This is a genomic window from Nocardia sp. NPDC057668 (assembly GCF_042799795.1).
Taxonomy (GTDB): domain Bacteria; phylum Actinomycetota; class Actinomycetes; order Mycobacteriales; family Mycobacteriaceae; genus Nocardia.
In genome coordinates, this window is the sequence record NZ_JBHVIC010000005.1 from 251024 (window position 1) to 266008 (window position 14985).

Below are 14985 nucleotides of genomic sequence, written 5' to 3' on the forward strand. Positions count from 1 at the left end.
ATTCAGAGCTGGCTGGTCGACACCGGCAGGCCGGGATCCGTGGCCACGGTCAGCGCGGACGGCTTCGCACCGCCCGCGATCACGTGAGCGCCGAGGGTGGCGATCATGACGCCGTTGTCGGTGCAGAGCCGGGGCTTGGGGACGCGCAGGGTGAGACCGGCCGCGGCACACCGTTCCTGAGCCATCGAGCGGATGCGGGAGTTCGCGGTCGCGCCGCCGCCGAGCACGATGGTGTCGACGCCGACGTCCTCGGCCGCGCGCACGGCCTTCATCGTCAGCACATCCGCGACCGCCTCCTGGAAGGACGCGGCGATATCCGGGATCGGCACCTCGCGGCCCTCGCGCTGGGCGGCTTCGACATAGCGCGCCACCGCGGTCTTGAGCCCGGAGAAGGAGAAGTCGTAGCGCGCGTCGCGGGGACCGGTCATGCCGCGCGGGAACGCGATGGCGGCCGGATCGCCTTCGGCGGCAATGGCGTCCAGTACCGGTCCGCCCGGGTAACCGAGTCCGAGCAGGCGCGCCACCTTGTCGAACGCCTCGCCGGCGGCGTCGTCGATGGTGCTGCCGAGTTCGACGATCGGCTGCCCGAGATCGGTCACGTGCAGCAGATGGGTGTGGCCGCCGGACACCAGCAGCGCGACCGCGGGCGGCATCGGCCCGTGTTCGAGGGTGTCGACCGCGACGTGCCCGCCGAGGTGATTGAGCGCGTAGAACGGGATATCCCAGGCCGCCGCATAGGCTTTCGCCGCCGCGACCCCGACCAGCAGCGCACCGGCCAGCCCGGGCCCGATGGTGACGGCCAGCGCGTCCGGTCGTTCGATGTCGGCCGCCGCGAGCGCTCGGCGCATGGCCGGGACGATGGATTCCAGGTGGGCGCGCGAGGCGATCTCCGGAACCACGCCGCCGAAGCGAGCGTGCTGATCGACGCTCGAGGCGACCTCGTCGGCGAGCAGTTCGCACGTGCCGTCCGGCAGGTACCGGACGATGCCGACCCCGGTCTCGTCGCAGGAACTCTCGATACCCATGACGATCATGACGTGACCTCGGTGTCGTGCGGGAGCGTCGCGCCGGTCGTCTCCGACGCGAAAGCCGCGGCGCCCTGCGGGAATCCGGCCAGGGCGGGCCGGCGCATGGTGTACGCGTCCGCGCCGCTGGGCTGGTAGTAGTTCTTGCGCAGGCCGATGATGTGGAAGCCGTGCTTCTCGTACATCGCGATGGCGGGCGCGTTGTCGGTGCGCACTTCGAGGAACACCGGTCCGCCGCGCCGCCCGGCCGCGGCCAGCAGCGCGTTGAGCAGCTGGGTGCCGACGCCGCCGCGGTGCACCCGCGGATCCACGCCGATGGTGTGGATTTCGGCCTCGGGATGTTCTGGGGTGCCGAGCAACGCGATCCCGGCGTAGCCGACCAATCGGTTGTCGGCGTCGCGCGCGGTGATGTAGCGGTTGTGCGGCCCGGCCAGCTCCGACAGGAACGACACCTCGTGCCAGGGATCGTCCTCGGGGAACAGCACGGTTTCGAGCTGCGCGCAGCGCGCGGCATCGCTCGGCCGCATCGGCCCGATGCGGATGGTCATCGGCCCACCTGGGCGTAGCTGCGTTCGACCGCGTCGGGACGGCGCAGGTACAGCGGCACCAGCGGTTCGGGGGTGACGCCGGCGAGCAGATCGGCGGCGGCGCAGCGCACCAGCCCGGCCGGGGACGGCGTCTCGACCGGCAGCACCGGCAGATCGAAATAGTCCACGTGCGAGGCCGAACCGGCGATGACGGTCGCGGTGCCCGGGTCCAGATCGGCGGGCTTGCTCACCTCCGGACCCTCGATCCGGCCGGTGGCGTTGTAGCGCGCCCAGTACACCTCGCGACGCCGGGCGTCGGTGACGACCAGCAGTTCGACGGGTTCGGTGCGGTCGCGCAGATCACTTTCGGTGTCGACGGCGATGGCGTCGAGGCTGCACACCCCGTACACCGGCACGCCCAGCGCGTCGCCGAACGCGGCCGCGGTGGCCATACCCACCCGCAGCCCGGTGAACGGTCCCGGGCCGACCCCGGCGACGACCGCCGCGATATCGGCTCTGGCCCGCCCGGATTCGGCCAGGCAGGCCAGGATCTGCGGGGTCAGCACCTCGTTGTGCGCGCGTGCGTCCACGGTCACCCTGGAGGCGATCGTGGTGATTCGAGGTGCGGAAGCCCCGCCGTCCGCCGGTTCCAGTTCCACCAGTCCCGCCGTAACGGCAGGAGTCGAGGTGTCGACAGCCAATACAAGCATGATTGACCCCACGATACTGGGTTGTCTGCCTCCGCTTCGCTCCGGCGGGTTCACCACTCGCGAATGCGGGTCCGGGTGGGGTGATCAGGGTGGCACCGGGTGGCCGGGGGTCAGTTCGACGACACCCATTCCCAGTCGGCGGTGCGGGTGTCGGAGTCGGGTTCGCGGCGGAGCAGGACGCGGAGGTGGCGGTCGGCCAGGTGCTCGACCACGCCGAGGCCCCACTCGACCACGACCACGGCGTCGTTGAGGTCGGTGTCGAGGTCGAGGGCGTCGAGCTCGTCGAGATCGCCGCCGAGGCGGTAGGCGTCGACGTGGACCAGGGCTATCGAGCCGGGGTCGGCGGCGGCGCGGTGCTGGCGGGCGATGATGAAAGTCGGTGAGCTGACCCGGCCTTGGACGCCGAGGCCGGCGGCTATGCCGCGGGTGAGGGCGGTTTTGCCCGCGCCCAGGGGGCCGTCGAGGATCACGAGGTCACCGGCTTGGAGGTGGGTGGCGAGTTCACGGCCGAGGGCTTCGGTGTCCTCAACGGTGGGGAGTTCGCGGTGGCCGCCGCGCGCGCTCACCGGTCACCGCCGAGGTGCCGGCGGACGACGCGGCCGCGGGGAGCGCACACCACTTCGTAGTGGATGGTGCCGAGGATGTCGGCCCAGTCCTGCGCGTGCGGCTCGCCCGCGGCGCCGCCGAACAGCACCGCGGTGTCGCCCTCGCGGACGCCGGAGGCGTTGTCGCCCAGGTCCACCAGCAGCTGGTCCATGCAGACCCGCCCGACATTGGGCCGCCGTTCGCCGCCGACCCACACCTCGAATTTGCCGCCCAGTGTGCGCGGTACGCCGTCGGCGTACCCGGCGGGGATGAGGGCGACGACGGTCTCGCGCTCGGCGATCCACTCGTGACCGTAGGAGACCCCCTCCCCGGCGGCGACGTGTTTCACCAGGGCGACGCGGGCGCGGAAGGTCATGGCCGGGCGCAGGCCGAAGTCGGAGATCTCCGGAATGGGCGAGAGCCCGTACACCGCGATGCCCGGGCGGACCATGTCGAAGGCCAGGTCCGGGCGGGTCAGGGTGGCGGCGGAGTTGGCCAGGTGCACCAGTTCCGGTTCCAGGCCGTATTCCTTGGCGGTGGCGATGTAATCGAGGAACCGATCGCGCTGGGTGTCGATGGTGGGGTGGTGCGGCTGATCGGCGTGCGCGAGATGGGAGAACACGGCCCGGAATCGCACCGTGCCGGCTGCCACCAGTTCCTTCAGCAGCTCCAGCACCGACGTGTATTCGGTGGGCGAGACCCCGTTGCGGTTCAGCCCGGTGTCGACCTTGAGCGAGACGATCGCGGTCTTGCCGGCCTCGCGCGCCGCCGTCGCGACCGCCCGCAGGTGGTCCACGGACGGTGTCGCGATCTCGATGTCCGCCTCGACCGCGCTCACGAAATCGGCGTCGGAGTTGTTGAGCCAGCACAGAATCGGCGCGGTGATCCCCGCCGCCCGCAACTGCAGCGCCTCGCCCACGGTGGTCACCCCGAGCTCGCGCGCCCCGGCGGCCAGCGCGGCCCGTGCGACTTCCGCCGCCCCGTGGTTGTATCCGTCCGCCTTCACCACGACCATGACCGCCGCGTCCCCCGCGTGCTCGGCCAGAATTCGCACATTGTGGGCAATGGCGTTCAGATCGACGAGGGTCTCCACCTGCGGATCGGGCTTGTTCACAATCCCGATCCTGCCATCCCGGCCCGCGCGACACCGATCACACCCGCCCGGGCAGGCGGGCCGATCCGGCGCACGGCCGCCGAAATCCGGTGTCGAGGCCGATCGATCAGCCTGAGCCGAGCAGGGTCCTCGCGGTGCTGCCGCCTCCGCGGGCGCGAAAAGCCACGGCCCGGTGCTCGAACACCGTGCGCGACCGGGCGGGACGGTGTCCGAACGCGGACGCATCGATCGGCGCTCGTATCGGGACCGGGCTCAGGCGGCGAGTTCACGCAGGGTGGCGATGGACCGGCGGAGGTGGGCGAGCAGCGGGGAGGCCGAGATCGGCGCGCCCGCGACGGACGTGTCGTGGGCGGCGAGGTTGGCGGCCAGCGCGTGGACGCGCGCACCGGCCGCGGCGGCCCAGGCGGGCTCGCGCCCGGCGGCCAGCAGGGCGGCGATGACGCCGGACAGGATGTCACCGGATCCGGCGGTCGCGGCCCAGGAGCCGCCCGCCTCGTTGACCAGGACCGGCTGCCCGGGCGTGGCGACCAGGGTGGCCCGGCCCTTGAGAAGGACTGTGACCCCCCGGGATTCGGCGAGTTCGCGCACCGCCGACACCCGGTCCGGGCCGGGTTCGGCGCCGGTCAGACGGGCGAACTCACCGGCGTGCGGGGTCAGCACCGTGGGCGCGCTGCGACCGCCGATCAGGGCGGGGTCCGCGGCCAGCAGCGTGAGACCGTCGGCGTCGACCACGACCGGGAGGTCGGTGGCCAGGATCTCGGCGAGTCGCTCGCGGGCGGCGGCGTCGGTGCCCGCGCCGGGGCCGAACACCCAGGACTGAACCCGGCCGGTCGCCGAAACAGCGGGTGCGGCAATGACTTCAGGGAAGTGCGCCAGCACGGATTCGGCCCCGGTGCCCGCGTAGCGAACCATGCCCGAGGTGGCGGCGATCGCGCCGCCGGTGCACAGCACCGCCGCGCCGGGATAGGTGGCGCTGCCCGCGCAGACGCCGGTCACGCCCTGGGTGTACTTGTCGTCCGAGGCGGCGGGGACCGGCCAGTCCGCGCCGATCGACATCGGTTCCAGCGCGGCGAGATTCGGCTCCGGTAGCCGTAAGCCGATGGGCACCAGATCGATTCGCCCGCAGTGCGGGGCGGCCAAGGCGTGCACCGGCTTGTACGCGCCGAACGCGACGGTCACCGCGGCCCGTACCGCCGGACCGTCGATCGCGCCGGTATCCGGGTCCACACCGCTCGGCAGATCGGCGGCGATAATAGGAGCCCGCACGGCGGCAACGAGTTTCGCGGCGTCGGGCCGCAGCGATCCGCGCCCCGAGATGCCGACGATGCCGTCCACCACGAGATCGGGTGCGCCCGGGCCGTCGCTGATCCGGCCGCCGGCCCGGCGCAGCGCGGCCAGCCCCGCCGCGTGCGCCCGCTCCGGGGCCAGCAGAATCGCCTCGACCGCCACCCCGCGCCGCCGCAGGAACGAGCCCGCCCACAGCGCGTCGCCGCCGTTGTCTCCGGAGCCCGCCAGCAGTGTCACCGAACGCCCGGCCACGCCGCCGGTGCGCTCGCGCAGTTCCCGCACCACCACCTCGGCGAGCCCGAAAGCCGCACGGCGCATGGGCATTCCGACGGGCACGCGTTCGAACAGCTCCGCCTCGGCCGCGCGGATCTCCGCGGCGGTGAAATATCCACGCCGGCCCGGTGCGCTCATGGCTCGCCTCCCGCGAGAGCAGGTTTCGCGGGGCGTTCACCCCGCCTGTGCACGACGTCAGCAGACTACGCCCCGCCACCACCCCCGGGCGCGCACGCGCGCCGGGGCGCGAGACCGGCTCGCGTCCCGGTGCCGACCGCGGGCGCCCACCCGTCGGGACGCACGCCTCGATGCCCCCCATCCCGGACGTGCGTGCACTCGCCCGGCAAAACCGCGCGCCCTGGGCACCGTGCATACGGACGTGCATGCCTACTCGCGCCGGTGCGTGAAATCGAGTCGCGCCGCCTCGGGTTCGGCGGTTCGCACCCGCCGAGCCGAGTCCGCACCGTGGGGCCGCCCCTTGGGCGCACCGCTCGGCGGGCCGCCACCGGCGAGGGTTTACGCTGGCCCGCATGTCGATCCGCCGCTACTCGCCCGCGCGTGCCCTGTTCCTCGTGACCGTCGTCGGTGGAGTGGTGGCGCTGGCCGGATGCGGTTCGGACGAGTCGAAGCCGAGCGCCTCGGCGACCCCGGGCGCCGGTGCGACCACCTCGGCGGCGGCGAACTCCGGCCCGCGCCCGGCCGCCACCACGACGGTGACCGTCGAGGACATGGCGTTCTCCCCCGCGAACCTGACCGTCAAGGCCGGCGACACGGTCCTGTGGAAGTTCGCCGACAAGGCCCCGCACGCGGTGCAGGGCATCGGCGACGTGGCCCTCGGGATCAACAGTCCGATCATCCGCACCGGCGAGTGGAGCTACACCTTCACCACCGCCGGCACCTTCCGCTACCTGTGCCCGCTGCATCCGGAGATGAAGGGCACCGTCACCGTCGAGCCCTGAGCCCCGGATGACCCGGTATCTCGCCGGTGACGCCCGGGCGAGCTACTCGACCGTCACCGACTTCGCGAGGTTGCGGGGCTTGTCGACGTCGTAGCCGCGAGCCATCGCCACCTCGGCGGCGAAGATCTGGAGCGGGATCGTTGCCAGCAGCGGCTGGTAAAGGGTTGGGGCCGCGGGGATTTCGATGAGGTGGTCGGCGAAGGGGCGCACGGTGTCGTCGCCTTCCTCGGCGATCACGATGGTGCGGGCGCCGCGCGCCTGGATCTCGCGGATATTGCTCAGCAGTTTGGAGTGCAGGACGGCCCGGCCCTTGGGCGAGGGCATGACCACGATGACGGGCAGTCCCTCCTCGATGAGCGCGATCGGGCCGTGTTTGAGCTCGCCCGCCGCGAAGCCCTCGGCGTGCATGTACGCCAGTTCCTTGAGCTTGAGCGCGCCTTCGAGGGCCACCGGGTAGCCGACGTGCCTGCCCAGGAACAGCACCGTGGGCACGGTGGCGAGTTGCCGGGCGATGGCACGCACCTGTTCGCCCGATTCCAGCACGCGCGACACGAGTTTCGGCATGGCCTCGAGTTCGGCGAACTCGCGCGCGACCTCGTCCGGGTACTTGACGCCGCGCGCCTGGGCCAGGGCGAGCCCGACCAGGTAGTTGGCGGTGATCTGGGCCAGGAACGCCTTGGTGGAGGCGACGCCGATCTCCGGCCCGGTGCGGGTGTAGAGCACGGCGTCGGCCTCGCGGGGGATCTGCGCGCCGTTGGTGTTGCAGATGGCCAGTACGCGCGCCTTCTGCTCCTTGGCGTGCCGCACGGCCTCCAGGGTGTCGGCGGTCTCGCCGGACTGGGAGATGGCGACCACCAGCGTGGAGCGGTCCAGAACCGGGTCGCGGTAACGGAATTCGCTGGCCAGCTCGACTTCCACGGGCAGGCGGGTCCAGTGCTCGATGGCGTATTTGGCGAGCAGGCCCGCGTGATACGAACTGCCGCAGGCGACCACGAAGACCTTGTCGACCTCGCGCAGTTCCTGATCGTGCAGCCGCTGTTCGTCGAGGATGATCTTGCCGTCGGCGAAGTGCCCGATCAGCGTGTCGGCGACGCCGGCGGGCTGCTCCTCGATCTCCTTGAGCATGAAGTACTCGTGGCCGCCCTTCTCGGCGGCGGCCAGATCCCAGTCGATGGTGAAGGGCCGGGTGCGCACGCCCTCGGTCGCGCCGTGGAAGTCGGTGACGGCGTAGGTGTTCGCGGTGATGACCACGGCCTGGTCCTGGCCGAGTTCGACCGCCTCGCGGGTGTGCTCGATGAAGGCGGTGACGTCGGAGGCGATGAACATCTCGCCCTTGCCGACGCCGACGACGAGCGGGGTGGAGCGGCGGGCGGCGACGATGGTGTCCGGATGGTCGGCGTGGGTGAAGACCAGGGTGAACGCGCCTTCGAGGCGGCGGACCACGCCGAGCGCGGAAGCGACGAAATCACCGGCGGTCTCGCCCTTGGCGTAGGCACGGGCGACCAGGTGAACCGCGACCTCGGTATCGGTGTCGCTGCCGAGCTCGACCCCGGCCTCCTCGAGTTCGCGCCGCAGGGGTGCGAAGTTCTCGATAATGCCGTTGTGCACCACCGCGACCCGGCCGGTGTGGTCGCGGTGCGGATGGGCGTTGCGGTCGGTGGGCGCACCGTGGGTGGCCCAGCGGGTGTGACCCATACCGGTCGATCCCGCGAAACGCGCGACACCGGACTCGCCGAGTTCGGCTTCCAGATTGGCGAGTCGGCCCGCTTTTCGCTCGACGGCGAGCCCGCCCGCGCCGTCGGCGATGGCCACTCCGGCGGAGTCGTAGCCGCGATACTCCATGCGGCGCAACGCGTCCACCACCACGGCCAGGGCGTCCCTATACCCCACGTACCCCACGATTCCGCACATGGGTCACCAGCCTACCGAGGTATGTGAGGCTCGCGAATCCGGATGTGCAGCGGACCGGGCGAAACGCCCCAACGAGTCGGCGATCCTATAAGTTCAACCTCGTGTCGGCGTCTGTGAAATCGCTCCTGAGCACTTTGACCGCCCGCGGCAACCACCAGGTGCTGCGGGGAAACCTCGGCATCGCGGGGCAGCCCGGTGTGGTGTACACGCCCGCGAAGGGCCTGAACCTGCCCGCGGTGGCCTTCGGTCACGGGTGGCTGACGGGCGCCTCGAACTACCGTCGCCTGCTGGAGCATCTGGCGTCGTGGGGATTCGTGGCGGCCGCGCCCGATACCGAGCGCGGGCCGATTCCCTCGCACCTGAATCTGGCCGCCGACCTGCTCACCACCCTGGACATCTGCACCGGGGTGCGACTGGGCAACGGCGACATCAGCGTGCACCCCGATCGCCTGGCGCTGGCCGGGCACGGCATGGGCGCGGGCGCCGCGGTGATCGCCGCCGCCCAGCGCGAGGTCGCGGCGGTCGCCGCCCTCTACCCCTCCCCCACCGCGCCCTCCGGTGAGGCCCTGGCCCCCGGCATCGACGCCCCCGCCCTGATCCTGGCGGGCGCCGACGACATCGACGCCGTGAACTCCAACGCCCTCCCCCTGGCCGCCGCCTGGGCCGGCCCCGCCGTCCTGCGCACGGTCGAAAAGGCCACGCACAACGGCATAGTCGAAGGCCGCCGCGCCCTGTCGGCCCTCGGCGCGGGCAAACACGAGCCCAAGACCGAACGCCTGACCCGCGCCCTGCTGACCGGCTACCTGAACTACACCCTCCTCGGCGACAAGAAGTACAAGCCCTTCGCCGACCCCGAGTCCCTGGTCCCCCACACGACAACCGTGGACCCCCACGCCCCCGAAGAGGAAGACCCCACCCCCGAGCCCCAGAAACTCCCCCTCCTCCAACTGGTCCAGGCCCTCCGCAAGTAGCCCAAGGTCCACGGCCGCCCCACTCCGACACCGCCACGCCCCGGTCGGATCTGCCACGCATCTCCGGTCGCTACCCACCCGCTCGACAGGCGCGGAAGCCCGATCCGTTTCGCGTGATCGCCCTGGCACGCCCGCAACTCGGGCCGCCGCGACCGGCGAGATGGCGTATCGGGCTCGAACCGGGTTGCCATGCCATAGAACGGGTTCGGCGAGAATGGGAGGTGGCTGCCGAATCTCTTTCCACCGCGCCGCGACCTAGCCACCCGAGTTCATCCGGGCGGATTCACGAGCCCGGCGAGTTCGGCGCGACGGTTACACGGCCGCAGAGGTAAGAACCGTGATGCCTCCAGGTATATCCGATGGCGAAGGTCATCCGCGGGGAAAGCGAAGCCGACGCGCACGTTTGCTCCTCGGCGGTGTCGAGGATTTCCGTTCCGCGGTCGAGGAATTCGCCGCTAGCAGGCCTTCGCTCGAGGTTCGGCCGGGTTGTTCTATGACGGAACAGGTTCGTAAGGTGCCTCCCCGCTCCTGGTCGCCGGGATTCAGCGGAGCTCAGATACCACCAGGACTGGCAGTCCACTGTCGCGATCGGGCGACAAGGACGTTGCAGGGCGAGGGTATCGACCATGATCCGATCCGCTAGGGCTCGACGGTGTCGGGGATTTCTGTTCCGCCGTCGGGGATCTCGGCGCCGGGTGGGGCGGCGGGCGGGGGTTCGGCCGGGTTGTTCGGGGGCGGAGCGGGTTCGGGGGGTGGCGCGGCGGAGGGAGGGGGGAGGCCGTCCGGGCCGAGGGGCAGCACCTCGAGTTCTGGGGGAGCCGGGCGATCCGGGAGCTGGTTCGGGGCGGGGTCGGGGTGAGCCTCGTTCGGCGGCGGCGCTGCTTCGCAGTCGGGCTTACCGGCGGATGGGGGTGATGGCGCTTCCGGGGATCCATCGCCGGGACACGAGGAGGCGGGGGAACCGGGTCCGCATTCGTTCTGTGCCACACCTGGATCGGGGTGGACGGGTGGCGGAACCTCTTCGCATGCGGCGGATGGCGGTCCGGGATCGTGTTTCCCGGGCGGCGCCGTGTCGTCCTTGGCATCCGTTGGCGGGGCGGGACAGGACGGCGGGATTTCGGCGGGTGCGGGGCCGGGGAACGATGCATCCGGACTCGCCGGAGACCGAGGGGCGGGATCGGCTGCCGCAACCGGGCTTTCGGGTGCGCGTGGCGGATTGGCGCAGGACTCCGGAGGCCGAGGGTCGCCGGGCGATGGATTGTTGTCCGCCGCGGGGGGTTGGGCTTCGGCAGGGGGCGGCTCGGGTGGCTGGTCGAGGCCGCCGGGAGCGGGCGAGTTGTCCGCGGGGGCGCCGGGCGTGGGGGCGGGATCGGCGGGGTCCGACGGAATCGGGTTCGGATCCGATGGCTCCCCGAGGAATTCGCCCGGGGTGGGCAGGAGGTCCGTGAGGGCCGAGAGGGCTTCGGGGAGCACGGTGGTTGCGAGGGTGCCGACGGCCTCGGTGAGGGTGGTGAGGAAGGTCGCGGCGGCTTCGGCGAGTTGGGTCGCGGGCGCGCCCGGCGCTTCGGGGTCGGTGGACGATTCCGGACGTGAGTGGCCCGGTTCGCCGTCGGGTTCACGGTTGGACGGGGCGTTGAGGGTGGACGGCTGGCCTGGGGCGGAGGCGGTTCCCGATGGGGCGCAGTGGAGTCGGGCGGGGTTCGACTGTGCGCACTGTGGTTGAGCGGCGTTCGGCTGGGCCTGTTGCGCGGCATTCGGGTTCGCCGCGTCCGGGCAGGTTGCGGCGGGCGCTGTCATCGGGCCGGGCGGTTGCGGGCAGGCATCGAGGGTGGTGGCCGGCCGGGTCTGCGCGTCGTCGTACTGGGATGCCGGGGCCGATCGGAGGTCGGGGTTCGTTGCCGGTGGCGCGCCTGGTCCGGCTCCGGAATCGGTGAATCCGGAACCCGGAGAGTCGGGACCACCCTGCCGACCTTCGGCGCTCCGCTCGGGACCCGAACGATCATCGGGCAAACCGTACTTCGAGCCGCCCGCCATCGCGTCCGGTGACGTGCCGAGCCGGGCAGGATCGGCTGGTGACTGCTCCGACCAGACGGCGAACGGCTGCGGAAAGGGCAGGTCGAGAACGGCGTCGAGCGCGGATATCACCGTGGCGTAGTGGGATTCGAAGGCTTGGTCCGTTGTGCGGCAGGTTCGGGTGAAGGCTTCCAGTTTCTCTTCCACCTCGGGTTTGAAGGTGGAGGTGAGCCAGGGGTCGGAATCCTCCAAGGCCGCGATCTCGACGAGCGACCTCCCCGCGACGGCGACGCGGGGCTCACCACCCCCGGCAGATTCCAGGAGGGCGAGAGCCGACTCCGCTTTCGTCAGGGCGGCCTGGCGGAGCGGGGCGGGCAGGTCACCGAGGGCCGTCACGGCCGAGCGGGCGACATCGAGATCCTCGCGGGCGCGGCGCAACTGGGCGATCAGGGTGGACTGCGCCTGGTCGCCGGTGCCGCCGCTCCAGAACGCGGGCAACCGCTGGGCCAGGGCCCACTGGGCGGACCACTGGCACTCCGCGTCGGACAGCGCCTGCGCCAACCGGTTTCGGGCGTCGTCGAGTCCGGCGAGATCCGCACCGCGCTGCTCGTCGTAGGCCGCCCGCAGAGCCGACAGCGCGCTGTTCGGCCGGGACGGGAACACCTCCTCGTACAGCGGCAGGAAGTGCTCCCAGTACCGGAGCCCGGGGGCGCCGTGGTCCAGGATCTCGTCGATCGACCTGCCGGCGGCGTCGTAGGTCATGGCTGCGCCGCACCGGCGGAGGCCGCCCGTTCGCGATCCAGCCGCTCGTATTCGGCAGCGGCATGATCGAATACGTCGGCAGTGAGCAACGCCGCGCTGCTCCACCGGTGCAGGAAGGCCGCTATCTGGGTGAACCCGGCGTGGATTGCCGCCGCCTGGGCGGCGTAGTCGCGGCCCGCGTCCGAACTTCCCGCACCGAAACTGTTGTCCGCCACCGCGCGAGATTGCCGGGCGAGCGCGTCCGCGCAACATCGCAGGGTGGTGGCAGCAACCCGCATCTCGGTCAGATCCGCGTGCAGCGCACCGAATCCGGGCATGTTCGATCCACCCATTGATCCCCCTGAATCCCTGGCAAGAATGCGGCAGCCACCCGCCGAGGACGCGCGGATCAGCCTGGGCGGCAGCGTAATTCAGCTATCCGGGCGCGAAACCCCCCGAGCGTCCGGTCACCCGCCGAGGTGACCGGCGTCGGTGCGCACCCATTCGGTGGACCCGTCCGGGTGATGGTGGAACTCCCAGGCCGCGTACGCCCCACCGCTGTCCACGACGGTGACGTGATCCACGTACCCGTCGTGATCCATATCTGTCCAGACGTGCATGGCGCGATCGCTGTTGGTTGTCACGGTGTCCAGCAGCCCGTCGCCATCGATGTCCTGGGTCGGGTGCTGTAGCTCCACGGCGCCGAGCGCGCCCAATTCGGAATGCGAGTCGAGATTCGGCAGATCCAAGCCGGACAGATCACCCGATGTGACCATTTGAGCTCCTCCACTGTGACGTGGATCTCATCCTGTCACCCGCGAGGACTCGCCGCACCGCGTTCATACCAAATGTGGATAACTCCCCGCCTGTGGATGAATCAGCGCTTCGGGATAACCAGCCACAGCACGATGTACAGCACGAATTGCGGTCCGGGCAGCAGACAGGACAGCACGAAGAGCAGCCGGACGATGGCGGGGCTCCAGCCGAAGTACTCGGCGAGGCCGCCGCACACACCGGCGATCCACTTGTCCTGGCTCGAACGGGTGAGACGCTTGCGGGTGGTGATCGGTGTTGTCATACCTCCACTCTCCGGTTTCGGCGGACCCCGCGCATCGGTCCCACACCCGATTCCGACCCTGAACTTCGACGGGGCCGAGGTCAGGGTGAAACCCTGAGCACGGCAGAATCGCGCAGGTGAGCACCACTCTGCATGCGCGCGGCCTGGCCGCCGGACACGGCGAGCGCACCCTGTTCGCCGACCTCGATCTCGTGCTGGCGCCCGGGGATGTGATCGGCCTGGTCGGGGTGAACGGCGCCGGCAAGTCCACCCTGCTGCGCATGCTCGCCGACGGCGACGCCCCCGAGGGCGAGATCACCCTGAGCCCGCCCGACGCCACCGTCGGCTATCTGACCCAGGAACCCGAACGCGTCGAGGGTGAATCGGTGCTGGAGTTCCTGCGCCGCCGCACCGAGGTCGCCGCCGCCCAGCAGACCATGGACGCGGCGGCCGAACGCCTCGCCGAGGGCGGCGAGGACGAGTTCTCCCCCGCGCTCGAACGCTGGCTGGCCCTGGGCGGCGCGGATCTGGAACAGCGCGCCGAGGAGGTCGCCGCCGAACTGGGTCTGACCGAGAGCCTGCCGCACGGCCTGGACACCCCGATGACCGTGCTCTCCGGCGGCCAGGCCGCACGGGCCGGTCTGGCCTCGGTCCTGCTGTCCCGCTTCGACATTCTGCTGCTGGACGAGCCGACCAACGACCTGGACCTGAACGGCCTGGCCCGCCTGGAGCAGTTCGTGACCGGCGTCCGCGAACCGCTCATGGTGATCAGCCACGATCGGGAGTTCCTGGCGCGCACCGTGAATCGCATCGTCGAACTCGACCTGGCACAGCAGCAGGTCGGCCAGTACGACGGCGGCTACGAGTCGTACCTGGAGGAGCGCGAGATCGCCCGCAGGCATGTGCGCGAGGCCTACGACGAGTACGCCGACACCAAGGCCGGGCTCGAGGCCCGAGCGGGCATGCAGCGCAACTGGATGGAGCACGGCGTCCGCAACGCCCGCCGCAAGAGCAAACAGGATTCGGACAAGATGGGCCGCAAGGCCCGTGCCGAGGCCACCGAGAAGCAGGCGTCCAAGGTCAAGCAGACCATGCGCCGCATCGAGCGCCTGGAGACCGTCGAGGAGCCGCGCAAAGAGTGGGAACTGCGCATGTCCATCGCCGCCGCGCCGCGCAGCGGTTCGGTGGTGGCCACCCTGAACGGCGCGCGCGTCACCCGCGGCGATTTCACGCTCGGCCCGGTGACGGTGCAGGTGGACTACGGCGATCGCATCGTGCTCACCGGAGCCAACGGCGCGGGCAAGTCGACCCTGCTCTCGCTGCTGCTGGGTAAGACCGCCCCCGACAGCGGCACGGCCGCACTGGGTTCCGGCGTCGCGATCGGCGAGGTGGATCAGGCCCGCGGCCTCTTCCGCGGAAACGAAACGCTCGCGGACACTTTCAGCGCCCTGATCCCCGACTGGCCCGAGGCCGAGGTGCGCACCCTGCTGGCCAAGTTCGGCCTGCGCGGCCCACATGTGCTGCGCCCCAACGACACCCTGTCCCCCGGCGAGCGCACCCGCGCCGCCCTGGCCCTGCTCCAGGCCCGCGGCGTCAACCTCCTGGTGCTGGACGAGCCCACCAACCACCTGGACCTGGCCGCCATCGAGCAGCTCGAGCAGGCCGTCGAATCCTTCACCGGCACGGTCCTGCTGGTGACTCACGACCGCCGCATGCTCGACAACGTCCGCGCCACCCGCCGCTGGCACCTGGACGCGGGTCAGCTCACCGAAGAGCAGTAGCCCGAAGCCGACCATCCGGCCGCTCGCCGAG

At 71.1% G+C, this 14985-nt stretch carries 14 protein-coding genes; 3 read left to right on the forward strand and 11 right to left on the reverse strand.

Translation table 11 applies throughout. The features are described 5' to 3' along the window. Positions 1–2 precede the first annotated feature (2 nt). The 6 genes from tsaD to ACFVBH_RS28755 all read right to left on the reverse strand — a co-directional run bounded on the left by tsaD (position 3) and on the right by ACFVBH_RS28755 (position 5659). A complete protein-coding gene (tsaD, locus tag ACFVBH_RS28730) occupies positions 3–1034 on the reverse strand; it encodes a tRNA (adenosine(37)-N6)-threonylcarbamoyltransferase complex transferase subunit TsaD (RefSeq protein WP_354990170.1) in 1032 nt (343 codons plus the stop codon). Next, positions 1031–1573, reverse strand: coding sequence for a ribosomal protein S18-alanine N-acetyltransferase (rimI, locus tag ACFVBH_RS28735; RefSeq protein ID WP_354990171.1), 543 nt, complete (start codon positions 1571–1573; stop codon positions 1031–1033). Before rimI ends, tsaD begins: the two co-directional genes overlap by 4 nt. After that, positions 1570–2262, reverse strand: coding sequence for a tRNA (adenosine(37)-N6)-threonylcarbamoyltransferase complex dimerization subunit type 1 TsaB (gene tsaB / locus ACFVBH_RS28740; RefSeq protein WP_354990172.1), 693 nt, complete (start codon positions 2260–2262; stop codon positions 1570–1572). The genes rimI and tsaB overlap by 4 nt, the downstream gene beginning before the upstream one ends. 110 nt (positions 2263–2372) lie before the next feature. After that, positions 2373–2828 (reverse strand): tRNA (adenosine(37)-N6)-threonylcarbamoyltransferase complex ATPase subunit type 1 TsaE, encoded by a 456-nt coding sequence (tsaE, locus tag ACFVBH_RS28745; protein WP_379006266.1) that lies wholly within the window; start codon positions 2826–2828, stop codon positions 2373–2375. Beyond that, complete coding sequence (gene alr / locus ACFVBH_RS28750; protein ID WP_379006269.1) at positions 2825–3961, reverse strand: alanine racemase; 1137 nt, start codon at positions 3959–3961, stop codon at positions 2825–2827. Before alr ends, tsaE begins: the two co-directional genes overlap by 4 nt. 252 nt (positions 3962–4213) lie before the next feature. Beyond that, a complete protein-coding gene (locus ACFVBH_RS28755) occupies positions 4214–5659 on the reverse strand; it encodes an NAD(P)H-hydrate dehydratase (RefSeq protein ID WP_379006271.1) in 1446 nt (481 codons plus the stop codon). A gap of 392 nt (positions 5660–6051) precedes the next feature. Between ACFVBH_RS28755 and ACFVBH_RS28760 the strand changes: the two genes are divergently transcribed. Continuing rightward, a complete protein-coding gene (locus tag ACFVBH_RS28760; protein ID WP_379006274.1) occupies positions 6052–6480 on the forward strand; it encodes a cupredoxin family copper-binding protein in 429 nt (142 codons plus the stop codon). A gap of 42 nt (positions 6481–6522) precedes the next feature. On the opposite strand, the gene glmS is transcribed toward ACFVBH_RS28760, so the two are convergent. Continuing rightward, positions 6523–8391: a glutamine--fructose-6-phosphate transaminase (isomerizing) gene (gene glmS / locus ACFVBH_RS28765; protein ID WP_354990177.1), complete on the reverse strand. Its 1869-nt coding sequence runs from the start codon at positions 8389–8391 to the stop codon at positions 6523–6525. Positions 8392–8492: 101 nt separating this feature from the next. Between glmS and ACFVBH_RS28770 the strand changes: the two genes are divergently transcribed. Further along, positions 8493–9362: an alpha/beta hydrolase gene (locus tag ACFVBH_RS28770; RefSeq protein WP_354990178.1), complete on the forward strand. Its 870-nt coding sequence runs from the start codon at positions 8493–8495 to the stop codon at positions 9360–9362. Between the two features lie 639 nt (positions 9363–10001). Here the strand turns inward: ACFVBH_RS28770 and ACFVBH_RS28775 are convergent. From ACFVBH_RS28775 to ACFVBH_RS28790, 4 genes are all read right to left on the reverse strand, one after another. After that, positions 10002–12137, reverse strand: coding sequence for a hypothetical protein (locus tag ACFVBH_RS28775; protein ID WP_379006278.1), 2136 nt, complete (start codon positions 12135–12137; stop codon positions 10002–10004). After that, complete coding sequence (locus ACFVBH_RS28780) at positions 12134–12454, reverse strand: hypothetical protein (protein ID WP_379006280.1); 321 nt, start codon at positions 12452–12454, stop codon at positions 12134–12136. Before ACFVBH_RS28780 ends, ACFVBH_RS28775 begins: the two co-directional genes overlap by 4 nt. A 129-nt stretch (positions 12455–12583) precedes the next feature. Continuing rightward, positions 12584–12892 (reverse strand): DUF6802 family protein, encoded by a 309-nt coding sequence (locus tag ACFVBH_RS28785; RefSeq protein ID WP_379006282.1) that lies wholly within the window; start codon positions 12890–12892, stop codon positions 12584–12586. A gap of 101 nt (positions 12893–12993) precedes the next feature. Continuing rightward, positions 12994–13194 carry a PspC domain-containing protein gene (locus tag ACFVBH_RS28790; protein ID WP_354990182.1) on the reverse strand — a complete coding sequence of 67 codons (201 nt, stop codon included), beginning with the start codon at positions 13192–13194 and terminating at the stop codon, positions 12994–12996. A 116-nt stretch (positions 13195–13310) separates the two neighbouring features. Here ACFVBH_RS28790 and ACFVBH_RS28795 point away from each other — a divergent pair, with 116 nt between their 5' ends. Then, complete coding sequence (locus ACFVBH_RS28795; protein WP_379006285.1) at positions 13311–14954, forward strand: ABC-F family ATP-binding cassette domain-containing protein; 1644 nt, start codon at positions 13311–13313, stop codon at positions 14952–14954. The last annotated feature ends 31 nt before the right edge of the window (positions 14955–14985 follow it).